The sequence below is a fragment of the Bradyrhizobium sp. USDA 3311 genome (assembly GCF_054062495.1).
Genome location: NZ_JBSSFI010000001.1, coordinates 6885708 through 6909158, shown reverse-complemented (window position 1 = coordinate 6909158; position 23451 = coordinate 6885708). Strand labels below are relative to the sequence as shown.

The following is a 23451-nucleotide window of genomic DNA, read 5'->3' as shown; positions in this document are numbered from 1 at the left end:
GTTTGGCGAGGGTGTGTCGAAGCCGGTCAAAGATCGATCACGACATCTGCCTTCGGTTGCGAGCAGCAGATCAGGACATTGCCGTCCGCCGGCGGGTCGAGCGGATCGGGCGCGTAGCTGACCTCTCCGGCTACGAGCCCGCTCTCGCAGTTGTGGCAAACCCCGGTCCGGCACGACCAGCGCACCGGGACGTCGCACGCTTCGGCCAGCTCGAGCAGGCTGGCATAGGATGGTCCCCAGCGGACATTGAGGCCGCTGCGCGCGAATGACACCATCGGGCCCGGGCCGGGTGCTCCGACCGGCGCATGCGCGGGTGTCCGCGGCGAAGCCGCGATGCCGGGCGTCAGCGATGGCCTCGCGCCGAACAGTTCGGTGTGGATGCGATCGGGCGCGACGCCCAATGCGGCCAGGCCGGCCGTGAGATCGCTCATGAAAGCGGCCGGCCCGCAGAGATAGAAATCGCCGTCGCGCGGCATGTTGAGCCGTTCGATCAGGTGCTGATCCAGATGTCCGGCGCTGTCGAAATCCGCTCCCGGACGATCGGCCGGATCGGGTGCGCTGAAGCAGACGTGGCTGTGATAGTGAGCGAGTCCGGCCAAAAGCCCGCGCGTCTCGGCGGCGAACGCATGCTCGCGGCCGTTGCGCGCGCCGTGCAGCCACCAGACGTCTCGCGTCGACCCTTCCGCGACGAGCGCGTGGAGCATGGCGAGCACCGGCGTCACGCCGATGCCCGCGCTGAGCAAGACGACGGGCCGCGCATCCTGCCGGAGCGTGAAGCTGCCGCGTGGCGCACCGACTTCGACGACGTCGCCAACTCGGAGACTGTCGGCGATATAGAGGGAGGCCGCGCCGTGCGCTTCCCGCTTGATGCTGATGCGGTAGGGCGGGGCATCGGAGCGGCTCGACAGCGAGTAGCTGCGCGTCATCGCCTGTGCCTCAGAGGGCCCGAGCCGCACGATGACAAATTGACCGGGCAGGGCGGGAGCCGCGCGATGCCCGTCCGTGGGTTCGAGGATCAGTGACGTCACGGTGCCGCTTTCGGCGATCTTGCGCGAGACGCGAAACGGACGGAAACCGCGCCAGGCAGGAGGTGGGCTCGCCGCCGGGCCGAGCCCGGCGTTTCCTGCGGCAATCTTGCTTGTGCGCTGCTGCTCGAGCAGCGCTGCGAAGGAACGATTCCAGCCGCGGCTCAGCGCCGGAATCCGCAGCGCGCGCTCCAGGCGGTCGCGCGGGTGAGGGGGCAAGTAAAGCAGCGCGTTGATCTCGAACACGCTCATGCTTTCGGGACCGCTGGCGAGAAGCGTGATCTCGTCACCGGCCTCCACGTCGCCTTCCTCGATCACGCGAAAATAGAAGCCGGGCCGGCCGTGCCTGACGAGCAGTGCGGGCATGTCCGGCTCGTCCATGCGAATGCCCAGCCGGTAGCAGGTGACGCGCGGCTGCGTCACCTCGAACAGGGCGGAGCCGATCCTGTAGCGGTCTCCGATGCACACGTTGGTGTCGGCAAGGCCTTCGACGGTGAAGTTCTCGCCGAATTGACCATGAACGAGATCCGGTCGCCCCAGATGTTCCTGCCAGTACCGATAGGACTCGTCCTGGTAGACGAAGACGGCGCGCTGTTCGCCGCCGTGGCCGGCCGTATCGCCCTGGCCGTCGCCGTCGATGTTGAGCCTGCGCACCCTGCGCGGCCCTTCGACGGGGGCCTTCCAGATGCCGGTATGGACGGTCTTGCCTTGCCAGGCGAGGTCGCGCGGCAGGCCGACATTGACGGAAAGCAGACGTGCCATCACGGTTTCCTCGACCCTAAGGTGCGACCCGATCCGACGGGTCGCCTGCACGCTAATCTGCATCCAATTCGAACTGTTAGCTCGTTAGCCGTTGTTAGACGTTGCAAGGGAACCCTTGCCGCCGGAGTCCTGCGTCATCAGATCAAGGCGGCGGGAGGCGGTTTCATTCGGGATCGGAGGTCGAGATGGACGATCGAGCCAGATTGGCGGCGCTCCAGCGCCATTGGGACGCTTCGGACGCGAACGATTTCGAGGCCGAGCACGCCATCTATCGCGACGACGCGGTGCTCGACTATCCCCAATCGAGCGAGCGCATCCACGGCCGGAGGAACATTCAGGAGAGCCGCCTCGTGCAGCCGAACAAGAAGCGCTTCTCGGTTCGGCGGATCATCGGCGGCGGCGATCTCTGGGTGAGCGAGTTCGTGCTGACTTATGACGGCGTGCCGTCCTACGTCGTGAGCATTATGGAATTCCGCGACGGACTGGTAGCGCACGAAACGCAATATTTCGGCGACCGGTTCGATCCATCACCCTCGCGTGCGCATTTGGTTGAGGTCGTGAGGTAGGAGCGGTGCCCGTGCCCACACTCCGTCATTGCGAGCGCAGCGAAGCAATGACGGTGGGGATGCAGCGCGTCCTGGACATGCGCACCACTGCTTAACCAAACATGGCAACACGGAACCGATGCGGCGGCTGGTCGCAGTCTCATCGCCTTGATTCCGACAGACCCATCTTTATGTCTGAGGCGAACAAGAATCCGGGCCCCTCTGGCGAGGCCGCCGACGAATGTCGGCAAACCTCGTGATGTCGGATGACCTGTCCCGCGCGAATGCGATGGATCGGCCGATCGTCGGGTCTTCTCTGTTCCCTCCGACCCAATCGTCCCCATCGCAGCTCCGCGCGGCCATTTCGCAACGTTGAGGAGCATCGATGTCTGACGCCAAATACTCAAACCCGATCGAACTCGAGATTGCCGAACCGTCCAGCCTCAACGAGCAGGCAGCGGCGGCGCTGATCATCGCCGGTGCGCTTGTCGCGGTGGCCGACCGGCGCGTTTCGCCGGTCGAGCGCGACGAGGTGATCCGTTTCATCAGGGATCGCGGACTGGCGCCGCATATCGGCGACGACCGATTGTTCGCGATGTTCGACGAGCTGGCGGAACGGCTCGAGGAGCCCGACTTTGCCAATGTGGTGATCGACACGCTGCGCCCGGTCTCGAACATGTCACTCTCGTCCCATCTGATGGAGCTGTCGGAGCGCGTTGCGGCCGCGGACGAGGACGTGCATCCCCATGAGGTGCAGGCGATCAAGCTGCTGCGGCTGCTGACGCTGGTGTTGCCGCGCGCCAAGCAGGTCGGACCGGGTGCGGCAGGCCCCGTCCCAAAGGAGTGAGCATGAGCGCGGCATCGGACGAGCATACGACCCGAACCGAGGGCACCACCGGCCAGATGGCCGGCGGTGACCCGCGCCTCGACAGGCTCGTCCATCGCCTGCCGCCGCGCATGGGCGACACCGTCACCTATCTGCTCAAGCCGTCCAGCCGCTGGGTGAGAATCCCCTCGGGCGCGCTGCTCGTCGTCGGCGGCGTGCTCTCCATCCTGCCGGTGCTCGGCATCTGGATGCTGCCGCTCGGCCTCGCGCTGCTTGCCGAGGACGTGCCGGCGCTGCGCTCGTCCCGGTCGAAGGTGTTCGACTGGATCGAACGCCGCAAGCCGCAATGGCTCGAACCGTCCGCATCGAAGAATGATCAATCATGATTGAATTCATCACCGCCGACGCGCTGACCGCGCTGCTTCAGGTCGTCCTGATCGACCTCGTGCTCGCCGGCGACAACGCCGTCGTCATCGGCCTTGCCGCTGCCGGGCTGCCGGCCGAGCAGCGCCGGCGCGCCATCGTCGTCGGTATTGTCGCGGCGACTGCGCTCCGGATCGCCTTTGCCGGCGTCGCGACCCAGATCTTGCAGGTGATCGGCCTCCTGCTCGCCGGCGGCGTGCTGCTGCTCTGGGTGTGCTGGAAGATGTGGCGCGAATTGCGCGAGCAGGCCGCGCATGGAAGCGGGCTTGCGTTCAGCCATGGCGGCGGCGGAAGCGCGGCATCGGCACCGCGCAAGACCTTCGGCCAGGCCGCGTTGCAGATCGTCGCGGCCGACGTCTCGATGTCGCTCGACAACGTGCTCGCGGTCGCGGGCGCGGCGCGCGAGCATCCCTACATCCTGGCCTTCGGCCTGCTGCTGTCGGTCGCGATGATGGGTGTGGCCGCCGATCTGCTCGGCCGCGTGCTCCAGAAGCAGCGCTGGATCGCCTATGTCGGCCTCGCCATCATCGTTTACGTCGCCTTCGAGATGATCTATCGCGGCTCGCTCGAGCTCGCGCCGGTCATCGCGAGTCTCTGAGGCCGAATCTCTTGGGCGACATCTCTTGCCTGCACTCCGGAGTGATCAATGATTTCTGAACCCAAAGCACCTTCGGCCGCGCCTTCGCTGCCGCAAATCGGCCCGTTCGCCCAGCTGATCTTTGGCTCGCGCTGGCTGCAGGTGCCGCTCTATGTCGGCCTCATCATCGCACAGGGCGTCTACGTGCTGCTGTTCCTCAAGGAGCTCTGGCACCTGGTCGTGCACTCCTTTGACGCCAGCGAACAGCAGATCATGCTGGTCGTGCTCGGACTGATCGACGTCGTCATGATCTCGAACCTGCTGGTGATGGTTATCGTCGGCGGCTACGAGACCTTCGTCTCGCGGCTGAACCTGAGCGGCCATCCCGACGAGCCGGAATGGCTCAGTCACGTCAACGCCAGCGTGCTCAAGATCAAGCTTGCGATGGCGATCATCGGCATCTCCTCGATCTCGCTGCTTCGGACCTTCATCGAGGCCGGAAATCTCGGAACCACGCGCAGCAATTTCACCGAGACCGGCGTGATGTGGCAGGTGCTGATCCACCTGACCTTCATCATCTCGGCGATCGGCATTGCCTGGGTCGATCGCCTGAGCGAAAGCGGACACCGCAAGCAAGCGGGTCACGGCTGAGCGCCTGGCGGGCCGAGATCGAGGTCGGCGAGGGGCGGCGAGGCGGTTTCGCTTGCGCGGAGCGAGCTGCTCGCGATCGCGCGATTTTGACCGGAGAAATCTCAGAGGTGCGGACTGTCGTCCGCAAAATCGCGGGCCTGCGCCAGCGTCCCGGACGGCATCTCGCCGAACGTCGTCCTGTAGAGTTTCGAGAATTCGCCCATGTGCCAGAAGCCGTTCGCGAGCGCCGCGGCCTTCACGGTCATTCCGTTACCTCCGGTCAGGAGCTGCGTGCGGGTCGACCACAGCCGCTTCAGCCTGAGATGGTGATGCAGGCTGACGCCATGCACCGCCTGTGTCGCGCTCTGGAGCGTGCGGACGGAGACGCCGAGCGCATTTGCGAGATCGCCGCTGTAGAGCGGGATGCCGCCGGACAGCGTGGCCGCCTCGTCCAGCCGCGCGACCAGCTTGCGATGCTTGTCGAACGATCCGCGCCGGCGGTCTTGCGCGTCGACGGGGGCAAGGGCGGCATCGAGGCCCGCGAGCAGCCTTTCCTGGATCGGCCGGTCGATGGCTTCGAATTGCCTGGGATCGTTGCACCGTGAGGCCAGGCAGAACATGTCGAGAATCGCGGCGCGCAGGCCCGCCATCGTGTCGCCGCTGAGACGCGTGAATTCGAGCCCGGTCTCGTAGTCCGCCCAGCCGCGATGGCGCATGTCGGAGTTGAAGCGCAGCATCAGATAGGTGTTGGCGTGATGCTCGACCGCCTCGGTGGGCACCTTGCCGCGCACGATTCCGATCATCGAATTGTCGATCTCGCGCCCGTTGGCGGTGAAATGACAGGCGAGCGGGATGACGAGGCCGACGCCGTGATCGGTGCCGATGTTGGCCTGAAGGCGCCGGGCGAAGGTTCGCTGGAGCACGAACAGACCATCCTGGAGCGGCAGGATGGCGCGGTGCAGCGAGAACTCGCGCGGCTCGAGCGGTGTGCTGATGCCGCCGCCCAGCACCTCGCTTGGACGAAAGGACTCGAAGTCGCTGTAGCGCTCGATGCCCAGGACTCGCGACGGCTTGAGCCAACGTACCGGCATCTCGGATCCCGTGATCTCAGGCGTTCGGCGTGTGCCGGCGCGTCCTCGACCTCGCGCGCGCGACATCGGCCGGAAATGTTGCCGGAGCAACCGTGCTTCAGGCAAGTCCGCAAGACCACGGGGCGCGCGGTCGCCTCCAAGCTGGCCCGTTTGCCGAGATGTCACGCCGTCTGCGGATAGGCCGCGTTCTCGCGCCGCTCGCGGTCGCCCAGTTCGCGCACCAGTTCCTGGAGAAAGGACTCGGTGTAGGCGGGCGGGGTGCGCTCGGCGCGAACATAGATGCCGAGGTCGGACCAGACCGGGCTGCCGGCATTGTCGAGCGGCAGGAAGACGAGCTGGCTCTCGCGCGACAGCCGGCCGATGCCAAGCTGGGTCTGGAAGGCGACGCCGACGCCGCGTGCGGCAAGCTCGCGCATCAGGTCGATCGAATTGGCCTGGATCGCCGGCTCCGGCGTCTCGGAGAGCTGTGCGATCAGCGGCTGGAGCAGATGATAGATCGACAGCTCCGGCAGCGCATTGATGACGGGGAAGGCGAGGCATTGCTCCAGCGTCACTGTCTTGCGGCGCGCCAGCGGATGCTCGCGCGATACCACTGCGCCGAGGCGGAACCGCTTCAAGGCGACCTGGCGCAGGTCCGGCGGATGGCGGAGCGCCATGGCGATGCCGATGTCGGCCTCGCCGCGGCTCAGGGCCTCGAGCACGTCCGACGATCCCTTCACCTCGGTGGTGAAGCTGACGCGGCGGGCGCGGCCGCGGTGCGAGGCGATCAGGTCCGGCAGCACCGATTCCGTCAGCGACTCGATGCAGGCGATGCTGACGGTGCCGCGCCAGTTGCCGGACAGGGACGCGACGTCCGCGCGGAAGCGGTCGAGGTCCTGGAGCACGTTCATGACATGCCGGGCCAGCATCTCGCCGACCGTCGTCAGCGTCAGGCCGCGCGCATTGCGCTCGAACAGGGGCGATCCAACCTCTTGCTCGAGCTTGAGAATCTGGCGGCTGACCGCCGAGGAGGCAACGTTCAGGACGCGCGCCGCAGCCCGGATCGAGCCGGTGCGGCGGACGGCGTGGAAGTACTGGATGGCCGGTGAGTGAAATCGCATGGGTCCCCCGGGCGCGAACTATAGCCGTTGCCGAAACGGCATCAACATGTACGAAATTCTCTGCTTTTCGAGAGCGCTGGTCCCCCCTAGGTTCGCCGCCGGCTCGGCCGGGTCCCAACGAGGGCCGCCGGGCCTGCGCAACGACGCGCCAGGGGATTTCGGGGTGAATGAGAACATCGCTTGCGAGCTGGAGCACGAGCCGGACACCCGTCTGGTCGATCGCCGTCGGGCGGCCGCCTATGTCGGCGTGACCGCCGGCCGTTTCGAGCAATTGGTGCGCGACAGCGTCGTGCCGCCGCCGGTCATGGTGGACAACAAGCGGCGCTGGCCGATCGCATTGCTCGATGTCGCCAAGGACGCGGTGGTTGGCAGCATGCCGGGCCTTCCGCCGGTCATGGCCGATGTCGCGACAGAGGCGCGCCCCTGCGAGCGCGACCCTACGCCGGCCTCGCACGAACTGCCCGACCAGGCGTGGTTCGAGCAGCGCGCGCGGTTCGTGCAGCGCGTCCGCCGCTCGCTGCTCTCGGGCAACGAGATCCGTCTCCTGCGCGAGTTCAAGCTGCTCAAGCAGAACCAGATCAGCATGTTCGGCTACTACGGCAGTTTTGAAGCGCTGATGGTGCGCGGCTACATCGTCGAGATCGACCGCAAGCCGCCGTCGAGCCGTCCGCTTGTGACCTATCGCCTGACCGACCGCGGCGAGCAGGTGGTGTCGGCGCTCAAGGACGAGCCGGTCGTTTGACCGGACGCGTAGCGGCAGTCCGTCAAGGTAAAAACGAGCCTCGGCCGTTCATCAGCGCACGGCGTGCATCTCCAGAAACGCCTTCACGCCGGTGACCGCGCCGGTGTCGGACGGGACGTAACCGGGCAGGCTGGCGACGGCGGCACGAAAATCGGCGCTGCGCATGATATCGAGGATGCGCTGCATCGGCTCGGTGTCGAGGAAGGCGCGTTTGCAGACGAAGAAGTAATCCTCGGTCACGATGCGAATGAAATCGAGGCCGAAGTGGCGAGCGGCCGCCTCGACGCCGAAACTCGCATCCGCCATGCCGCTCGCGACATAGGCGGCGACCGCGGCGTGGGTGAACTCGATCTGCTGCGCGCCGTTGATGCGGCTTTCGTCGATGCTGTGTGCGGCGAGCAACTGGTCGAACAGAAGGCGCGTGCCGGAATCATGGTCGCGGTTGACGAAGCGGACCTTTGGCCTGGTCAGGTCCTCGATCGTTTCGATGCCAAGCGGATTGCCGCGCGCGACCATCAGCCCCATCTCGCGCGTGACGAAGCTGATGACGCGGTCCTCGCGCGGATCGAGCCATTCGCGCGCCGCCTTGATGCCTTGTGCCCGCAGCGCGCCGTGCGGCAGATGCAGGCCGGAGAGATCGCAGGCGCCCTGCGCCAGCGAGACCAGCGAATGCTGGTTGCTGACATAGCGCAGGTCGACGCCGATGCCGGGCTCGCGGTCGAGGAATTCGCGCAGCTTCGCCACCGCAAAGCCGTGGCTGGCGTGCACGCGGATCACCGAGGGGCGCTGCTCGAGGAACGGCTTGATCTCGCTTGCCAGCTCCTGTGCCAGGTTTTCCAGCTGCGGCCCGAGCCGGGCCTGCATTCGTTCGCCCGCCCATACCAGCCGCTCGCCGAACGGCGTGAGCCTGGAGCCCTTGCCGCGCTGGGTCTCGACCAGCGGCGTGCCGAAGAACTCCGACCATTGCTCGATCAGATTCCAGACATGCCGGTAGGAGAGGTGCGCGTCGGCGGCCGCGCTCGTGATCTTACCGGTCTTCCGGATTTCGTTGAGAACGCCGAGCATGACCACCGCCGTGCGCGGACTGCCCTCCTGGCGAAACCGCCAAACTGCCTCGATCTCGATCTGGAGCATGAAACAACCTTATGAAGTGAAGTTCATATGGTGAGTGAGCCATAGGCACACGATATCATATTTACTGCGGCAATCTCCGTCCTAATCTGGCATACCAGAACAGGATGAAATATGATGTCAGTTGCATATGACTTTGCGCATTCGCCAGCCAGCGAGTTCATGGCCCGGCCGCAGCATCTGCTCATAGACGGCCGCCGCGTCCCCGCGAGCTCCGGCCGCACCTTCAAATCGCTCAATCCGGCGACCGGGCAGGTCATCGCCACCGTCGCCGAAGGCAACGAGGCCGATGTCGAGCATGCGGTGGCGGCCGCGCGCCGGGCGTTCGAGGGCCCGTGGCGCACGATGCGCGCCTCCGAGCGCGGCCAGATCCTGCTGCGCTGGGCCGAGCTGCTCAAGGCAAACGCCGAAGAAATCATCGAGCTCGAGTCGATCGATGCCGGCAAGCCGATCTCCGCGACGCTGCGCCAGGACTTCCCGGCCGCCATCGACACGCTGATCTACTACGCCGGCTGGGCCGACAAGATCAGCGGCGACGTCGTGCCGGTGCGTGACGATGCCCTGACCTACACCGTGCGCGAGCCGGTCGGCGTGGTCGCGGCCATCGTGCCGTGGAATTTCCCGCTGATGATCGGGATGTGGAAGCTGGCGCCGGCGCTGGCCTGCGGCTGCACGATCGTGATGAAGCCGGCCGAGCTGACCTCGCTGTCGGCGCTGCGCGTCGCCGAGCTCGCGCTTCAGGCCGGCCTGCCGGCAGGCGTCTTCAACGTCGTCACTGGCCCCGGCCGCGTCGTCGGCGACGCGCTGGTCAATCACCCTGACGTCGACAAGGTCACCTTCACCGGTTCGCCGGGCGTGGGTCGTGGAATCATGAAAGGCGCGGCCGGCAATTTCAAGCGCGTCTCGCTCGAGCTCGGCGGCAAATCGGCCAATGTCATCTTCGAAGATGCCGATCTCGAAGCAGCCTCGAAAGCCGCGGCCTCCGGCATCTTCTTCAACGCCGGCCAGGTGTGCTCGGCCGGCTCCCGCGTGCTGGTGCAGGAGAAGGCCTATGACGAAGTCGTCGAGCGTCTCGCTGCACGCGCAAAATCGCTGAAGATCGGCGATCCGCTCGACCGCAAGACCGCGCTCGGGCCTGTCATCTCCGAGAAGCAGATGAAGTCGATCCTCGACTATGTCGATGTCGGCCAGCAGGAGGGGGCGAGCCTCGTCACCGGCGGGACGCGGGTCGGCGAGCGCGGCTACTTCATCAGCCCCGCGGTGTTCGCGAATGTCGAACACGAGATGCGGATCTCGCAGGAGGAGATCTTCGGCCCCGTCGTCAGCGTCATCAAGTTCAGGGATGAGGCCGATGCCTTGCGGATCGCCAACGGCACCGCCTACAGCCTCGCCGCCGGCGTCTGGAGCCGCGACATCGGCAAGCTCCAGCGTTTTGCCAAGCGGGCGCGCGCAGGCACGGTCTGGATGAACACCTATGGCTATACCGACGTGCGCCTGCCCTGGGGCGGCGAACGCGACTCCGGCCTCGGTCGCGAGCACGGTACCGCCGCGCTCGACAATTTCACCGAGCCGAAGGCGGTGTGGATGAACTTAGCCGTCTGATTTGGCCGTCTGATACCTCCCGAGCGGCCAAGCCTGGAGCCCGCCTGATCGTTCGGTCAGGCGGGCTCTCTTTTTCGAGATCGATAAAATTGTCTGCATCCCGCTCAGCGGCGGCAAACCCTGCGAACAAGAAGCACGGCGCCTTAAACCTGAGCTTTGGAACCAATGCGCATCCTGTCCGCAAAAGGGCAGGGCATCAGCATGTCAATTCTCAAGGAGATCGTCGCTGCGGTCGCGGGAGTCTACGCGCTCCTGTTCGTCTGCGACGCAGTGTTCGGGGTCGGCGAGGCGCGCTTCGACGACGCCTATTACAGCGCCAGCTTCTACGCGCCGCGGCCAAAGGAATTCCGCTTCGCCGGCGATACGCCGCCGGCCGTCCGCGTCAGCGATGCCTTCGCGCAGTTCGCGCCGGGTGAAGCCAGGCCGAACAGGCGCTACTCGTCGCTGACGACGATCATTCGGTAACGGCTCACTCGCCCTGGATCCATTCCGCCACGCCGCGCCACAGCGTGTCGCGGTGTTCGGGGCGGAAGAAGCCGAAATGGCCTATTCCCTTGGCCCCGATGTCGGACGGCTTCACCGTCAACACCTCCGGCTTGATCGCCGTGAATCCGCCTGTGAGCAACTCGACCGCGGGCCGCGTCGCCCAGGGATCGTCGGAGAAGCACAGCGCGCGCAACTCGCCCTTGAATTTTGCGAAGTTCTCCAGCGCGGGCAGTTTTGAATCGAAGAGATAGCGCGGGCTCGAGACCCAGTTGGCCCATTGCAGGAACACGCCCTTGGGCAAATCCTCGCCAATGCCGGCCCAGCCCGGCGCGTAGCCGAATGCGTGGGCGAGCGGCACGCCAATGAGGTTCATGAAGGCGAAGACGCGGTATTTCTCCGGCGAGGTCATCAGCCGCCAGGTCGCCGCCTGCGAGGCGACGAACGCGGCGCGCGAGATGTCGGTGTTGTTCGCGATCAGCCCGAGCGCCTGGCCGCCGAAGGAGTGGCCGATATAGGCGAGCGGCAGCGTGTTGTAGCGCTCGCGCATCCAGCTCACCGCGGCGGTGACGTCGAGCGCCGCCCAGTCCGACATCGAGGCCTTGAAGCCGACCAGCGATTTCGGCTGATTGTAGCCGACCATTGCCGGCAGCCGGGAGTCGCCGATGCCGCGATAGTCGTAGGTCAGCACCGCGCAGCCGCGATGGGCGAGGTAGGAGGCAAAGCCGCGATAGATTTTTCGCGGGACGGCGGTGGCCGAATTGATCAGGACGGCATTGCGCTTGGCGGCGCGCGGCAGGAACAGGGTGCCGCTCAGCGCATACCCGTCGGTCGCCGGGAAGCTGATCTCGTCGATGAAAACGTCGTCGCGCGCCGCGTCCATGGGCCGCCGGTGTCCTGCCAGTTTCCTTAGCCTTCCCAAGCAAATGCGAATTTGGCTTTCCCTGCAAGGGTTTGCAGTGCGGAATGGATTTACAACTGGCGGCCGGGAGCCAGCCTGTGTATAAGGCGGCCCTCGCAACCCACAGATCAGGTTGTGCTTTTTGCTTCACGGAGAGATTGCGATGTCCGAGCGGTGGACGCCCGAGTCCTGGCGCAGCAAGCCGGTGCTACAGGTGCCCGATTATCCCGACGCCAAGGCTTTGGCCGACGTCGAGGCGCAGCTTGCGACCTTTCCGCCGCTGGTGTTCGCGGGCGAGGCGCGCAATCTGAAGAAGGCCTTGGGCCGCGTTGCGGCGGGCGAGGCCTTCCTGCTCCAGGGCGGCGACTGCGCCGAGAGCTTTGCCGAGCACGGCGCCAACAACATCCGCGACTTCTTCCGCGTGCTGCTCCAGATGGCGGTGGTGCTGACCTATGCCGGCGCAGTGCCCGTGGTGAAGGTCGGCCGCATCGCCGGCCAGTTCGCCAAGCCGCGCTCCTCGCCGACCGAAAAGGTGGGCGGCGTCGAGCTGCCGAGCTATCGTGGCGACATCGTCAACGACATCGCCTTCACCAAGGAAGCGCGTGTGCCGGATCCGCAGCGCCAACTGATGGCCTATCGCCAGTCGGCGGCGACGCTGAACCTGCTTCGCGCCTTCGCGACCGGCGGCTACGCCAATCTCGGCAGCGTGCATGAGTGGATGCTCGGCTTCCTCAAGGACTCGCCGCAGTCCCGCCGCTACAAGGAGCTGGCCGACCGCATCTCGGACGCGCTCAACTTCATGCGCGCCTGCGGCCTCGATCTGGAGAGCCATCCGGAGCTGCGCGCGACCGATTTCTACACCAGCCACGAAGCGCTGCTGCTCGGCTACGAGCAGGCCATGACCCGCGTCGATTCCACCACCGGCGACTGGTACGCGACATCGGGCCACATGATCTGGATCGGCGATCGCACCCGCCAGCTCGACCACGGCCATATCGAATATTTCCGCGGCATCAAGAATCCGATCGGGCTGAAGTGCGGCCCGTCGCTCAAGCCCGACGAATTGCTGAAGCTGATCGACGTGCTCAACCCCGACAACGAGCCGGGCCGGCTGACGCTGATCGGCCGCTTCGGCTCCGACAAGGTCGGCGAGCACCTGCCGAACATGATCCGCGCCGTGAAGCGCGAGGGCAGGGTGGTGGTCTGGTCGTGCGATCCCATGCACGGCAACACCATCACCTCGACGTCGGGCTACAAGACGCGGCCGTTCGACCGCATCCTGTCCGAGGTGAAGTCGTTCTTCGCGATCCACGCCGCCGAAGGCACCCATGCCGGCGGCGTGCATCTGGAGATGACCGGCCAGGACGTCACCGAATGCCTCGGCGGCGCCCGCGCGATCACGGACGAGGATCTCAACGACCGCTATCACACGGTCTGCGACCCGCGCCTCAATGCCGAGCAGTCCATCGACATGGCTTTCCTGGTCGCCGAACTGCTCAAGCAGGAACGCGCCGGCAAGGCCAGGCCGATGCCGGTCGCCGCGGGGCTCTAAGACCTTGCTGCGGATCTGGAAGGCCACGATCAATTCGCGCAACGGTCTGGCCTTTGCACTTCGATCGGAGCAGGCGGTTCGCGAGGAGATCTTTGCGCTCCTGCTGTCGCTGCCGCTGGCCTGGTTCATCGGCGCGACCGCGATGCGCGCGGTCGAGCTGGTCTGTGCTGTGGCGTTCGTGCTGGTGGTCGAGCTGCTCAACACAGCGGTGGAAAAGCTCGCCGATCGCCTGACCCTGGATCACGACAAGCAGATCGGGCAGGTCAAGGACATGGGCTCGGCGGCCGTCGGCGTCGCGCTGCTGATGGCCGGCGCGTTCTGGATCTTTGCCATCGTCGAGCGGTTGGGTTTCGTCTGAAGCGCTCATCGCGCTTCAGGTTGTTGTTTGAGCATGATCTCTTCGGAAAACCGTTCCACACTTTTCCGGATCGTGCTCTAGCCATTGGATTGGACGGGGGCGGCCATGACCGAACGTCTCAACGCATTCGCGGTCACGCTCGCTCAGCTCAATCCGACCGTGGGCGACGTCGAGGGCAATGCCGCCAGGGCGCGGGCCGCGCGCGTGCGGGCGGCTGCCGATGGCGCCGATCTCGTGCTGTTTCCGGAATTGTTCATCGCCGGCTACCCGCCGGAGGACCTGGTGCAGAAGCCGGCCTTCCAGGCCGCCTGCCGGGCCGCGATCGAAAGCCTCGCGCGCGAGACAGCCGATGACGGGCCGGCGATGCTCGTCGGCACGCCCTGGGTCGAGGACGGCAAGCTCTACAATGCCTGCGCGCTGCTCGACGGCGGCCGCATCGCTGGCTTGCGCTTCAAATGCAATCTGCCGAATTACGGCGTGTTCGATGAGAAGCGGCTGTTCGCGCGCGGGCCTGCCGCGGGGCCGGTCACGGTACGCGGCGTGCGCATCGGCGTGCCGATCTGCGAGGACATCTGGCTGGATGAGTCTGAGGACTACGAGAACGTGGTCGAGACGCTGGCCGAGACCGGCGCGGAGATCATTCTGGTGCCGAACGGCTCGCCTTACGCCCGCGACAAGAACGACGTGCGCCTGTCGGTCGCGGTCGCGCGCGTCACCGAGAGCGGCCTGCCGCTGGTCTATCTCAACCAGGTCTGCGGCCAGGACGAGCTGGTGTTCGACGGCGCCTCGTTCGCGCTCAACGGCGATCTCTCGCTCGCGGCGCAACTGCCGGCGTTCGCGGAAAGCATCACCACGCTGCGCTTCACGCGTAACGGCGAGGATTGGCGCTGCGCCGGGCCGATCGCCGCGCAGCCGGAAGGCGACCACGCCGACTACGCGGCCTGCGTGCTGGGCCTGCGCGACTACGTCGCCAAGAACGGCTTTCCCGGCGTGCTGCTCGGCATTTCCGGCGGCATCGATTCCGCGCTCTGCGCAGCGATCGCGGTCGACGCGCTCGGCGCCGACCAGGTGCATGGGGTGATGCTGCCCTATCGCTACACTGCGGCAAGCTCGATCGCGGACGCCGGCGAGCTCGCGGGCCATCTCGGCATCCGCTACGAGGTCCTGCCGATCGCAGAAGCCGTGACCGGCTTCGAGACTATCCTGTCCGGCATCTTCATGAATCTGCCGCCTGATATCACCGAGGAAAACCTTCAGGCCCGCACCCGCGGCACGCTGCTGATGGCGATCTCCAACAAGACCGGGCTGATGGTGGTGACGACAGGCAACAAGTCGGAGATGTCGGTCGGCTACGCCACGCTCTATGGCGACATGAACGGCGGCTTCAACCCGATCAAGGACATCTACAAGACGCAGGTGTTCCGGTTGGCGGCGCTGCGCAATTCCTGGAAGCCCGACAGCGCGCTCGGGCCGGCCGGCGAGGTCATTCCCCCCGACATCATTACCCGTCCGCCGACGGCGGAATTGCGCGAGAACCAGACCGATCAGGATTTGCTGCCGCCCTACGACGTGCTCGATGCCATCCTTGAGCGCCTCGTCGAACGCGAGGAGCCGCTGGACCGGATCATCGCCGCCGGTTTCGACCGCGAGACGGTCACCCGCATCGACCATCTCCTCAACGTCGCCGAATACAAGCGCCGCCAGGCCGCGCCCGGCGTGAAGGTCACGCCCAGGAATTTCGGCCGCGACCGCCGCTATCCCATCACCAACCGCTTTCGCGACAGGGGCGAGCCGCTGCCCGCGCCGGACGACACGTTGGTCTCGCGCGACAACGGCAGATCTGCGGACGCGTTTGAGGGGTAGGGGAATCCGACTCCTGCCGCGGAGTACTGGATGCCCCGTCGGAGCCTGTCATCGGGCTCGCCGGAGGCGAGACCCGGTGGCGGGGCATGACAGTGGAGCGAGGTGCGAACTCACATGAGCGCTACGACGGTGTTGCGAAGAACAGCACCCGAAGCAAGTGCGTGTATTCGGACTCGAGCACCATGATCGCCACGAATACCAGCACCAGAACCGGCGGTAGCAGGATGGCATAGGCCAAGGCCAGTCGCTCCCAGGCCATGTGCATGAAGACGGCGACGATGAGACCGGCCTTCAACACCATGAACAGCAGGATCAGCGACCATCTGAGATTGCCGTGCAGCCCGAAATAGTCGACGAGGTAGGAGCAGGTGCTGAGAACGAACAGCCATGCCCAGACCACGAGATAGAGCTTGATCGGGTGCTGCTGGCCCTTGGTGTGAGCCGCCGCTGGAGCGGCTGCGGCGTGCACATGAGCCTGGATCTGTCCTTCCATGTGTACCGTGGCGTTTGTCATGTGCCGACCTCACCAAAGGTAGAAAAAGGCAAAGATGAACACCCACACGAGGTCGACGAAGTGCCAGTACAGGCCGGTGATCTCGACGATCTCGTAGTAACCCTTCCGGCTCGTGAAGAAGCCGCGTCTTTCGACATCAAAGTCTCCCCGCCAGACCTTGCGCGCGATCGCGATCAGGAAGATGACGCCGATCGTCACATGGGTGCCGTGGAAACCGGTGATCATGAAGAAGCTTGAACCGAACTGCGCCGCGCCCCACGGATTGCCCCAGGGACGGACGCCCTCCATGATCAGTTTGGTCCATTCGAAGGCCTGCATGCTGACGAACGTCGCGCCGAATGCCGCCGTGACCAGCATCAGGATCGCGGTCCTGACGCGATCCCTGCGGTAGCCGAAATTGACGGCCATCGCCATCGTCCCGCTGCTGCTGATCAGGATGAAGGTCATGATGGCGATCAGGATGAGCGGGATGTGCTTGCCCCCGATATTGAGGGCAAAGACTTCGCTGGGATTGGGCCACGGCACGGTCGTCGACATCCGTGCGGTCATGTAGGACAGCAGGAAGCAACTGAAGATGAAGGTGTCGCTGAGGAGGAAGATCCACATCATGGCCTTGCCCCAGGACACGTTCTTGAAGGCGCGCTGATCCGACGCCCAGTCGGCGGCGATACCCTGCCAGCCTTCAAGCCGGGCAGGCACTTGTCCGGTGTCTCTCAGCGCGGTCTCGGCCATCTCGTCTCGTCCTTCCTAGCTCAGCAATTGGCGACAGATGTCGACGAAATCGTCCGTCCAGCCCGTGAGGAGACCGAGCAGGACCAGCCAGACCAGCAGCAGGAAATGCCAGTAGATGGTGCACAGCTCCACACTCAGGCGCATCTCGGCCGTCCCGGTGTCGTGCCGCCATACCCCCGCTGTGGTTCGGCCGAGCGCAACCAGGCCGCCGGTCAGATGCAGCCCGTGCACCGCGGTGATCACGTAGAAGAAGGCATTGGCCGGATTGGACGCCATGAAATAGCCGGCGTCGCTCAGTTGATGCCATGCCAGGAGCTGCCCCGCGAGAAACGCGATCGCCGACGCTCCGCCGGCGAGCAGGCCGACGATGACGCCGTCGATGTCGTTGCGGCGTGCGGCCATGAGGGCCCATTGCAGCGCGACGCTGCTCAGGACCAGCACGCCCGTGTTGAACCACAGCACCTTTGGCACCGGCATTGTCCGCCAGTCCACCATGTTCATGCGCATGGAGTAGGCGCTGATGAACAGCGTGAACAACGAACCGGCAACAGCGAGAAACACGCCAAGTCCGACCTTCGCTGCCGGCCAGGTCATGGCGTCGGTGCCGGGGAAATCATCGATCGGACCTGCCTCCAGCCACGGTTTCGCAGTCAGCCGTTGCTGCGAGAGCCACCATCCGACGATGACGGCGATCACGGCCAGGAACAGGATAACGGCGCTCACGGAGCAACTCCCTGAACGGCCCCCGTCGGGGGCGGCTGGTTCTGCGGAATGAAGTCCTGCGCCGCGCCCGGCACGCTGTAATCATAGGCCCAGCGATAGACGATCGGGAGCTGCTTGCCCCAGTTGCCGTGCCCTGGCGGCGTCTCCGGCGTTTGCCACTCCAGCGTCGTCGCTCGCCACGGATTGCCGCCCGAAGGCCCGCCCTCGAACAGGCTCCAGACAAGATTGAACAGGAACACCATCTGGGCGAAACCCACCGTCAGCGCCACCACGGTGATAAAGGCGTTCAGCGAGTGGGCCGACGGCGGGATGAACGCCGCGTCGCCGAGTTCGAAGTATCGGCGCGGAACGCCGAGCAGCCCGAGATAATGCATGGGAAAGAAGATCAGGTAGGCGCCGAGGAACGTAACCCAGAAGTGGAACTTGCCCAGCACGTCGTTCAGCATTCGCCCCGTGACCTTCGGGTACCAGTGGTAGATCGCCCCGAGCACGACCATGATTGGCGCGACGCCCATCACCATGTGGAAATGCGCGACGACGAACATGGTATCCGACAGGGGCACGTCCACGACGACGTTGCCGAGGAACAGTCCGGTAAGCCCGCCATTCACAAAAGTGATGATGAAGCCGAGGGCGAACAGCATCGGCACCGTGAGATGGATGTCGCCATGCCACAGGGTCAGCACCCAGTTGTAGACCTTGATGGCGGTCGGGATGGCGATGATCAACGTCGTCGTGGCGAAGAAGAACCCGAAATACGGGTACATGCCGCTTACATACATGTGGTGCGCCCACACGACGAAGCTGAGCGCTCCAATCGCCACGATGGCCCAGACCATCATGCGATAACCGAAGATGTTCTTTCGCGCATGCGTGCTGATCAGGTCGGAGACGATGCCGAAGGCGGGCAGGGCGACGATGTAGACTTCGGGGTGACCGAAGAACCAGAACAGGTGCTGGAACAGGAGCGGGCTGCCGCCGCCATATTTGCTCAGCTGGCCCATCTCGACGAGGGTCGGCATGAAGAAGCTGGTCCCCAGCAGACGATCGAGCAGCAACATCACCGAGCCAACGAACAACGCGGGGAATGCCAGCAGCGCCATGACGGTGGCCGTGAAGATGCCCCACACCGTCAGCGGCAGGCGCATCAGCGTCATGCCGCGGGTGCGCGCCTGCAGCACGGTCACCACATAATTCAGCCCACCCATGGTGAAGCCGATGATGAACAGAATCAGGGAGGACAGCATGAGGACGATGCCCCAATCCTGTCCGGGTGTGCCCGACAGAATCGCCTGTGGCGGATACAGCGTCCAGCCGGCGCCGGTGGGGCCGCCGGGCACGAAGAAGGCCGAGGCCAGCACCAGGACTGCGAGCAGGTAGACCCAGTAGCTCAGCATGTTCACATAGGGAAAGACCATGTCCCGTGCGCCAACCATCAGCGGGATCAGGTAATTGCCGAAGCCTCCGAGAAACAACGCCGTGAGCAGGTAGATCACCATGATCATGCCGTGCATGGTGATGAACTGGAGGTACTGGTTGGCATCGATAAAGGAGAATGTGCCGGGAAATCCCAGTTGCAGTCGCATCAGCCACGACAGGACCAGGGCCACCAGTCCGATGGCGGAGGCTGTCAGCGAGTACTGTATGGCGATCACCTTGGCGTCTTGCGAAAAGACATACCGCGTCCACCAGCTCCTGGGATGGTAGAGCTCGACATCGGGCACTTCGGCAGGCGGAATGTCTGCAATCCTGTCATAGGGGACATCGACCATAGAGCACCTCCTCGGTCGTTTCCTTCGGGGGCGATCAGCTCGTCTTCACGCGCCCGACCTGCATTCTCCTAGTCGTCGCCGGAATTGTACTTCGCCCTCACAACGGCATTTCGACCTGACAATCCGGCAAACGTCTTCTGCTGCTCCAGCCAGGCGTGATAGTCGCTCTCTGCCTCGACGATGACCTTGGCGCGCATCTGGTAGTGAGCAGCGCCACACAGCTCCGCGCAGAGAACATCAAAGGTTCCGGTTCGGATCGGCCTTATCCAGAAATAAGTGACCATGCCCGGCACCATATCCATCTTGGCCCGGAACTCAGGCACATAGAAATCGTGCAGGACGTCAACGGACCGGAGCAAAACCTTGACCGGCTTCCCGATCGGAAGATGCAGGTCGCCATTTTCGATCACGACGTCGTCCTGGCCGTGCGGATCGTCGCGATTGAGACCCATCGGGTTCTCAGGACTGATGTTGCGGACATCGGACGTGCCCAACCGGCCATCCTTCCCCGGCAAGCGGAAGCTCCACTGCCATTGCTGGCCCATGATCTCGACCTCGGTGGCATCTGCCGGAACGGTCACGAACTGGTGCCAGACGACCAGGCCGGGTGCGAGCATGGCAGCGACGCCGACGCCGGTCCCGACACTGAGCCACCATTCAAGCTTCTTGTTTTCGGGATTGTACGCGGCCTGTCTTCCCTCCTTATGGTGAAAGCGAAAGACGCAATAGGCCATGAACAGGATGACCGCGGTAAAGACGAACCCGGTGATCCAGAACGTGATGTTGATCGTGTCGTCGATATAGCCCCAGTTGGTGGCGATCGGCGTCCACCACCACGGGCTGAAGAGGTGAAACAGCACCGAACCGATCGCGATCAGAAGCAGTATCAGTGCGACAGCCATCCTGAACCATCCTTGCCAACAAAGGCTGCGGATACGAATCCAGGGCGGAGCTCGCGTCTGTCGCGATGGCTGACTTTCTCTATGCTGGTTCTATGCTGACATATGCGCCATCGCCGCGCCTCTTGCCTCGCCCCTTCAACCGGTCGCGATATCAAGAGAAGTTCGCGACCGCCAATCTCACCGGAGCTGGGGGCGTCTATATTTCTAAAATGATCCCCCGCGAACCCGGCGTCAATAGCATGTCAACGAGCTTAGGCGGCGTGGGCGATCCATGTTGCCGTGCAAGCTCGCCATCGTCAGTCGCATTCTCGATGTGATGCATCGCACAAAATATGCGACGCACAATTTCACCCAGCCGGGAGCGCTGGTCATTCCACATCGCACGCGCTAAGCTTGGAGCGCAGGTCGCGACGGGTTTCGTCCGGCTAAGCTCCTTCCTCGTTGAGCCTGGAACTGCCGTACTCGGCTCGATCGCGTCTCCCGCACTTAAGGGCGGACACGCGTGGCCGGAAAGCGCGCCGTTCTCCGCCGCGACTTCAGAGGAGGGTGTGTCCATGGCCACTCTTTATTCCGACAAGATCGTCAAGCGGCACCTGTTCGGTGAGGCGGTCTCTTATCCCATTCGCAAGATCGGCTTGCTCGACTTGAAAGAGGTGCTGCGCCTGGGCTGGGAAGATTTCCAGGCGATGCCGAGTCACGCGATCGTCGTCTGCGTGATCTATCCGGTTCTCGGTCTCGTCCTGTTCAGGATGGTCCTCGGCTATTCGGTCCTGCCGCTGCTGTTTCCGCTGGCCGCCGGGTTTGCCCTGATCGGTCCCTTTGCCGCGATCGGCCTCTACGAACTCAGCCGCCGCCGTGAGCGCGGCGAGGAGGTCGATGCATGGGATGCGGTCAAGGTGCTGCGCGCACCGTCCTTCGGCGCCATGCTCGAGCTCGGCGTGCTCTTGCTCGTCCTGTTCGGGGTCTGGATCGGCGTCGCGAACGCGATCTATGTCACCATCTTCGGTCACGCAGCGGCTGCAAGCATTCCGGACTTTGCAACCCGCGTGCTGACCACGCCGGAAGGATGGTCGCTCATCATCGTCGGTTGCGGTGTCGGCTTCCTGTTTGCGGTCGCGGCGCTATGCGTCAGCGTCGTATCGTTTCCGTTGATGCTCGATCGGCATGCGACGGCGATCGATGCGATCCGTACATCGCTGCAGGCGGTGGCCGCCAATCCGGTCGCGATGGCGGGGTGGGGGCTGATCGTCGCGGCGCTGCTCGTGGTCGGCTCGCTGCCGTTCTTCGTCGGTCTCGCTGTCGTCCTCCCGGTGCTCGGTCATGCGACCTGGCACCTTTATCGGAGAGTGGTCGAGCCGAATCCGAATCCGCCGGACGAACCGCCGCCCCCGCCGAAGGGGAAGCGCTATGCCGCGGATTTCCCGGCCAATCTCTTCCCGTGGAGCCGCGAGGGCGAGCAGTAGCTGCGAGACCCGGTGGGCGGATGACGGTGCGGCAGGGCTGAGCTACTTCTGCTGCTGCGGCAGGAAGGTCGGTCCGACTGAACGGATCGGCTTGTTCTCCGAGCTCGTCGGAGCCGTGCCGGTATCCGCCGGCGGCGTCGCGGCCGGTGCGGTGGCCGTCGTCGGCGCCGGAGCAGCTGTGCCCTTCTTGGCCGTCGTTGCAGCCGCGCCCTTGTTGAGCCGCTGCTGCTGCATCTTCTTGGCGCTCTCCTCGGTGACGATGATGTCGCCCTGCTGCTCGGCTGCGGCCTTGTCGTCGGCCGACTTCAACGCATCCGCCCAGGTCTGGCCCGCCGCCTTGCAGGAGCAGGACGGGTTGAACTCGCTGCGGAATTTGAATGCGGTCGGCAACGCCGTGTAGGGCTGGCCGCTGATCGAGACCGCGGAGTTCATGTCTTCGCCGGGATTGCGATGGGTGTAGAGCACGGCTTCCGCGGCCGGGCACAGCGCCTTGCAGGTCTTCTCGTCGTCCGGGAAGCGCGCCGGCACGGTCGCAAACGAGACCGGGAAATAGGCGCCGTCGCAGGTGCGCACGCATACGGTGCGGTAGGTGCCCGATTGCGGGCCGAGATCGGAGGGCGGCACGCTTTGCGGATTGTTGGGGTTGTTGTTGCCGCCGAACAGATTGCTCAGGAAGTTGCCGCCGCCTTGCGCCTGCGCGGCGTTGGCATATTGCGGGCCGCAATTGTTCTGGGCGAGGGCCACCAGCACCGAGCGGCGCTGGCTGTCGCGTTCCGGGCTGAAGCCGCCGGGGCCGCCGCCGCGCAGGCGTTCGAGATTGCCGGTGATCTGGTCCAGATTGGCGCGCATCTGCTGGATCTGGGTGTTGACCGGGCCGCACTGCGCCGACTGGCCGTTGAACAGTGAGAAGAAGCCGGAGGAATCGCAGCCCATGCGCTTGGCCTGCATGGTGACGCGGTCGAGCTCGGCCTGCTGCTTGGCTTGGGAATCCTGATAGCGGCGGATCTGGTCTTCACGCGCGGGGTCACCGCCGCCGCCACGATCGAGCGCGGCGAGCTGGCCTTCCAGCCGCGCGCACATCGGATTGGGGCCTAGCCCGTTCTGGCCGGGCTGAGGCGGCGGTCCGGGCGGGCCGGCCTGCGCGAAAGCGGCGTTGGCGAGCATGACGGTGCTCAGGAGCACGGTGCAGGCAAGGATCGAGCGGGCACGGGAGAGAGTCAAAAATTCAGGCATATCCGCCATTCTAGCGAGGTCACGGCCCAGTGTGACTTTCCAACGTGGCTTGGGGGCGAAGCGCGCCCTCCCATAGCCGCTTCCTGCGGCATCGTCACGTCGTTTCAGGGGCCAAAGATTGGGCCTAAGGTCCGCCAGTTCCGAGCGAATTCAGCGCTGGCAGGTGATTGCGACATATTCGTCGCAATGGCCATGGGAGCAGTTTGCGCCGGTTTTGGGGACAGAGCCGGTAATTTCGTCGGGATCGACCCGGCGATAGCTTGAGGCCTGGGCAAAATCCCGTGACTGGCAATAGGTGCGCGCGACCTGCGCGCCGCATCTGTCGCCCTTGGCCAGGCACTGGTCGATGCCGTAGCCGTCCGCCTGGTTGGCGATGATGAAGACGCGGGTCTCGGCGAATGCGCCGGACGCTGCGATGATGGCGGCACAGGAGACGAGTGCAAACAGGGATCGCATGGGTGGCACCGGGGGCTGGGGGAACCGCCAGCTTCCGAATAAACT

The 23451-nt window shown here is 64.8% G+C and carries 24 protein-coding genes; 12 read left to right on the top strand and 12 right to left on the bottom strand.

What is annotated here, in order from left to right:
- Nucleotides 1-26: 26 nt before the first annotated feature.
- Nucleotides 27-1787, bottom strand: coding sequence for an MOSC domain-containing protein (locus tag ACVWW6_RS33370; protein ID WP_456682157.1), 1761 nt, complete (start codon nt 1785-1787; stop codon nt 27-29).
- 185 nt (nt 1788-1972) lie between these two features.
- Between ACVWW6_RS33370 and ACVWW6_RS33365 the strand changes: the two genes are divergently transcribed.
- The 5 genes from ACVWW6_RS33365 to ACVWW6_RS33345 all read left to right on the top strand — a co-directional run bounded on the left by ACVWW6_RS33365 (nt 1973) and on the right by ACVWW6_RS33345 (nt 4809).
- On the top strand, nt 1973-2353 hold the full coding sequence (locus ACVWW6_RS33365) for a nuclear transport factor 2 family protein (protein WP_011086548.1): 381 nt from the start codon (nt 1973-1975) through the stop codon (nt 2351-2353).
- Nucleotides 2354-2717: 364 nt separating this feature from the next.
- Nucleotides 2718-3179 carry a tellurite resistance TerB family protein gene (locus ACVWW6_RS33360; RefSeq protein ID WP_028170845.1) on the top strand — a complete coding sequence of 154 codons (462 nt, stop codon included), beginning with the start codon at nt 2718-2720 and terminating at the stop codon, nt 3177-3179.
- A gap of 2 nt (nt 3180-3181) precedes the next feature.
- Entirely contained in the window at nt 3182-3544 is a 363-nt protein-coding gene (locus tag ACVWW6_RS33355) for a hypothetical protein (RefSeq protein ID WP_028170846.1), read from the top strand.
- On the top strand, nt 3541-4179 hold the full coding sequence (locus tag ACVWW6_RS33350; protein WP_011086551.1) for a TerC family protein: 639 nt from the start codon (nt 3541-3543) through the stop codon (nt 4177-4179). Before ACVWW6_RS33355 ends, ACVWW6_RS33350 begins: the two co-directional genes overlap by 4 nt.
- A gap of 48 nt (nt 4180-4227) precedes the next feature.
- Complete coding sequence (locus tag ACVWW6_RS33345; RefSeq protein ID WP_011086552.1) at nt 4228-4809, top strand: TIGR00645 family protein; 582 nt, start codon at nt 4228-4230, stop codon at nt 4807-4809.
- Nucleotides 4810-4910: 101 nt separating this feature from the next.
- On the opposite strand, the gene ACVWW6_RS33340 is transcribed toward ACVWW6_RS33345, so the two are convergent.
- Complete coding sequence (locus tag ACVWW6_RS33340) at nt 4911-5879, bottom strand: helix-turn-helix domain-containing protein (protein WP_456682156.1); 969 nt, start codon at nt 5877-5879, stop codon at nt 4911-4913.
- 161 nt (nt 5880-6040) lie between these two features.
- Entirely contained in the window at nt 6041-6979 is a 939-nt protein-coding gene (locus ACVWW6_RS33335) for a LysR family transcriptional regulator (protein WP_456682155.1), read from the bottom strand.
- 163 nt (nt 6980-7142) lie between these two features.
- Here ACVWW6_RS33335 and ACVWW6_RS33330 point away from each other — a divergent pair, with 163 nt between their 5' ends.
- Nucleotides 7143-7721 carry a hypothetical protein gene (locus ACVWW6_RS33330; protein WP_456682154.1) on the top strand — a complete coding sequence of 193 codons (579 nt, stop codon included), beginning with the start codon at nt 7143-7145 and terminating at the stop codon, nt 7719-7721.
- A gap of 51 nt (nt 7722-7772) precedes the next feature.
- Here the strand turns inward: ACVWW6_RS33330 and ACVWW6_RS33325 are convergent, their stop codons facing one another.
- Nucleotides 7773-8855 carry a substrate-binding domain-containing protein gene (locus ACVWW6_RS33325; RefSeq protein ID WP_011086556.1) on the bottom strand — a complete coding sequence of 361 codons (1083 nt, stop codon included), beginning with the start codon at nt 8853-8855 and terminating at the stop codon, nt 7773-7775.
- A gap of 114 nt (nt 8856-8969) precedes the next feature.
- On the opposite strand from ACVWW6_RS33325, the gene ACVWW6_RS33320 reads away from it, so the two are divergent.
- Complete coding sequence (locus tag ACVWW6_RS33320; RefSeq protein WP_456682153.1) at nt 8970-10454, top strand: aldehyde dehydrogenase family protein; 1485 nt, start codon at nt 8970-8972, stop codon at nt 10452-10454.
- A 201-nt stretch (nt 10455-10655) separates the two neighbouring features.
- On the top strand, nt 10656-10919 hold the full coding sequence (locus tag ACVWW6_RS33315; protein ID WP_038966250.1) for a hypothetical protein: 264 nt from the start codon (nt 10656-10658) through the stop codon (nt 10917-10919).
- Nucleotides 10920-10923: 4 nt separating this feature from the next.
- Here ACVWW6_RS33315 and ACVWW6_RS33310 read toward each other — a convergent pair whose 3' ends face one another.
- Complete coding sequence (locus tag ACVWW6_RS33310) at nt 10924-11820, bottom strand: alpha/beta hydrolase family protein (RefSeq protein ID WP_456682152.1); 897 nt, start codon at nt 11818-11820, stop codon at nt 10924-10926.
- Nucleotides 11821-12001: 181 nt separating this feature from the next.
- On the opposite strand from ACVWW6_RS33310, the gene ACVWW6_RS33305 reads away from it, so the two are divergent.
- The 3 genes from ACVWW6_RS33305 (at nt 12002) to ACVWW6_RS33295 (ending at nt 15611) form a co-directional block, all read left to right on the top strand.
- Entirely contained in the window at nt 12002-13390 is a 1389-nt protein-coding gene (locus tag ACVWW6_RS33305; protein WP_028170853.1) for a class II 3-deoxy-7-phosphoheptulonate synthase, read from the top strand.
- Nucleotides 13391-13394: 4 nt separating this feature from the next.
- Complete coding sequence (locus tag ACVWW6_RS33300) at nt 13395-13748, top strand: diacylglycerol kinase (protein WP_027544511.1); 354 nt, start codon at nt 13395-13397, stop codon at nt 13746-13748.
- 105 nt (nt 13749-13853) lie between these two features.
- Nucleotides 13854-15611 carry an NAD+ synthase gene (locus ACVWW6_RS33295; protein ID WP_456682151.1) on the top strand — a complete coding sequence of 586 codons (1758 nt, stop codon included), beginning with the start codon at nt 13854-13856 and terminating at the stop codon, nt 15609-15611.
- A 121-nt stretch (nt 15612-15732) separates the two neighbouring features.
- Here ACVWW6_RS33295 and ACVWW6_RS33290 read toward each other — a convergent pair whose 3' ends face one another.
- The 5 genes from ACVWW6_RS33290 to ACVWW6_RS33270 all read right to left on the bottom strand — a co-directional run bounded on the left by ACVWW6_RS33290 (nt 15733) and on the right by ACVWW6_RS33270 (nt 20254).
- Complete coding sequence (locus ACVWW6_RS33290) at nt 15733-16125, bottom strand: cytochrome C oxidase subunit IV family protein (RefSeq protein WP_028170855.1); 393 nt, start codon at nt 16123-16125, stop codon at nt 15733-15735.
- Nucleotides 16126-16134: 9 nt separating this feature from the next.
- Nucleotides 16135-16857 (bottom strand): heme-copper oxidase subunit III family protein, encoded by a 723-nt coding sequence (locus ACVWW6_RS33285; RefSeq protein ID WP_039184281.1) that lies wholly within the window; start codon nt 16855-16857, stop codon nt 16135-16137.
- Nucleotides 16858-16872: 15 nt separating this feature from the next.
- Nucleotides 16873-17580 (bottom strand): cytochrome c oxidase subunit 3, encoded by a 708-nt coding sequence (locus tag ACVWW6_RS33280; protein ID WP_456682150.1) that lies wholly within the window; start codon nt 17578-17580, stop codon nt 16873-16875.
- On the bottom strand, nt 17577-19352 hold the full coding sequence (locus tag ACVWW6_RS33275) for a cbb3-type cytochrome c oxidase subunit I (protein ID WP_456682149.1): 1776 nt from the start codon (nt 19350-19352) through the stop codon (nt 17577-17579). Before ACVWW6_RS33275 ends, ACVWW6_RS33280 begins: the two co-directional genes overlap by 4 nt.
- Before the next feature lie 68 nt (nt 19353-19420).
- Nucleotides 19421-20254 (bottom strand): cytochrome c oxidase subunit II, encoded by an 834-nt coding sequence (locus ACVWW6_RS33270; RefSeq protein WP_011086566.1) that lies wholly within the window; start codon nt 20252-20254, stop codon nt 19421-19423.
- 554 nt (nt 20255-20808) lie between these two features.
- On the opposite strand from ACVWW6_RS33270, the gene ACVWW6_RS33265 reads away from it, so the two are divergent.
- Nucleotides 20809-21717: a DUF2189 domain-containing protein gene (locus ACVWW6_RS33265; RefSeq protein ID WP_028170858.1), complete on the top strand. Its 909-nt coding sequence runs from the start codon at nt 20809-20811 to the stop codon at nt 21715-21717.
- A gap of 42 nt (nt 21718-21759) precedes the next feature.
- Here ACVWW6_RS33265 and ACVWW6_RS33260 read toward each other — a convergent pair whose 3' ends face one another.
- Nucleotides 21760-22959 carry a DUF2865 domain-containing protein gene (locus ACVWW6_RS33260; protein WP_456682148.1) on the bottom strand — a complete coding sequence of 400 codons (1200 nt, stop codon included), beginning with the start codon at nt 22957-22959 and terminating at the stop codon, nt 21760-21762.
- Nucleotides 22960-23100: 141 nt separating this feature from the next.
- Nucleotides 23101-23406 (bottom strand): hypothetical protein, encoded by a 306-nt coding sequence (locus ACVWW6_RS33255; RefSeq protein ID WP_028170860.1) that lies wholly within the window; start codon nt 23404-23406, stop codon nt 23101-23103.
- Nucleotides 23407-23451: the final 45 nt, after the last annotated feature.

Bases quoted from the DNA above. Each gene is read 5' to 3' on its own strand.
- ACVWW6_RS33370 (WP_456682157.1), bottom strand. From the start codon at position 1,787: ATGGCACGTCTGCTTTCCGTCAATGTCGGCCTGCCGCGCGACCTCGCC.
- ACVWW6_RS33365 (WP_011086548.1), top strand. From the start codon at position 1,973: ATGGACGATCGAGCCAGATTGGCGGCGCTCCAGCGCCATTGGGACGCT.
- ACVWW6_RS33360 (WP_028170845.1), top strand. From the start codon at position 2,718: ATGTCTGACGCCAAATACTCAAACCCGATCGAACTCGAGATTGCCGAA.
- ACVWW6_RS33355 (WP_028170846.1), top strand. From the start codon at position 3,182: ATGAGCGCGGCATCGGACGAGCATACGACCCGAACCGAGGGCACCACC.
- ACVWW6_RS33350 (WP_011086551.1), top strand. From the start codon at position 3,541: ATGATTGAATTCATCACCGCCGACGCGCTGACCGCGCTGCTTCAGGTC.
- ACVWW6_RS33345 (WP_011086552.1), top strand. From the start codon at position 4,228: ATGATTTCTGAACCCAAAGCACCTTCGGCCGCGCCTTCGCTGCCGCAA.
- ACVWW6_RS33340 (WP_456682156.1), bottom strand. From the start codon at position 5,879: ATGCCGGTACGTTGGCTCAAGCCGTCGCGAGTCCTGGGCATCGAGCGC.
- ACVWW6_RS33335 (WP_456682155.1), bottom strand. From the start codon at position 6,979: ATGCGATTTCACTCACCGGCCATCCAGTACTTCCACGCCGTCCGCCGC.
- ACVWW6_RS33325 (WP_011086556.1), bottom strand. From the start codon at position 8,855: ATGCTCCAGATCGAGATCGAGGCAGTTTGGCGGTTTCGCCAGGAGGGC.
- ACVWW6_RS33320 (WP_456682153.1), top strand. From the start codon at position 8,970: ATGTCAGTTGCATATGACTTTGCGCATTCGCCAGCCAGCGAGTTCATG.
- ACVWW6_RS33315 (WP_038966250.1), top strand. From the start codon at position 10,656: ATGTCAATTCTCAAGGAGATCGTCGCTGCGGTCGCGGGAGTCTACGCG.
- ACVWW6_RS33310 (WP_456682152.1), bottom strand. From the start codon at position 11,820: ATGGACGCGGCGCGCGACGACGTTTTCATCGACGAGATCAGCTTCCCG.
- ACVWW6_RS33305 (WP_028170853.1), top strand. From the start codon at position 12,002: ATGTCCGAGCGGTGGACGCCCGAGTCCTGGCGCAGCAAGCCGGTGCTA.
- ACVWW6_RS33295 (WP_456682151.1), top strand. From the start codon at position 13,854: ATGACCGAACGTCTCAACGCATTCGCGGTCACGCTCGCTCAGCTCAAT.
- ACVWW6_RS33290 (WP_028170855.1), bottom strand. From the start codon at position 16,125: ATGACAAACGCCACGGTACACATGGAAGGACAGATCCAGGCTCATGTG.
- ACVWW6_RS33285 (WP_039184281.1), bottom strand. From the start codon at position 16,857: ATGGCCGAGACCGCGCTGAGAGACACCGGACAAGTGCCTGCCCGGCTT.
- ACVWW6_RS33275 (WP_456682149.1), bottom strand. From the start codon at position 19,352: ATGGTCGATGTCCCCTATGACAGGATTGCAGACATTCCGCCTGCCGAA.
- ACVWW6_RS33270 (WP_011086566.1), bottom strand. From the start codon at position 20,254: ATGGCTGTCGCACTGATACTGCTTCTGATCGCGATCGGTTCGGTGCTG.
- ACVWW6_RS33265 (WP_028170858.1), top strand. From the start codon at position 20,809: ATGGCCACTCTTTATTCCGACAAGATCGTCAAGCGGCACCTGTTCGGT.
- ACVWW6_RS33260 (WP_456682148.1), bottom strand. From the start codon at position 22,959: ATGGCGGATATGCCTGAATTTTTGACTCTCTCCCGTGCCCGCTCGATC.
- ACVWW6_RS33255 (WP_028170860.1), bottom strand. From the start codon at position 23,406: ATGCGATCCCTGTTTGCACTCGTCTCCTGTGCCGCCATCATCGCAGCG.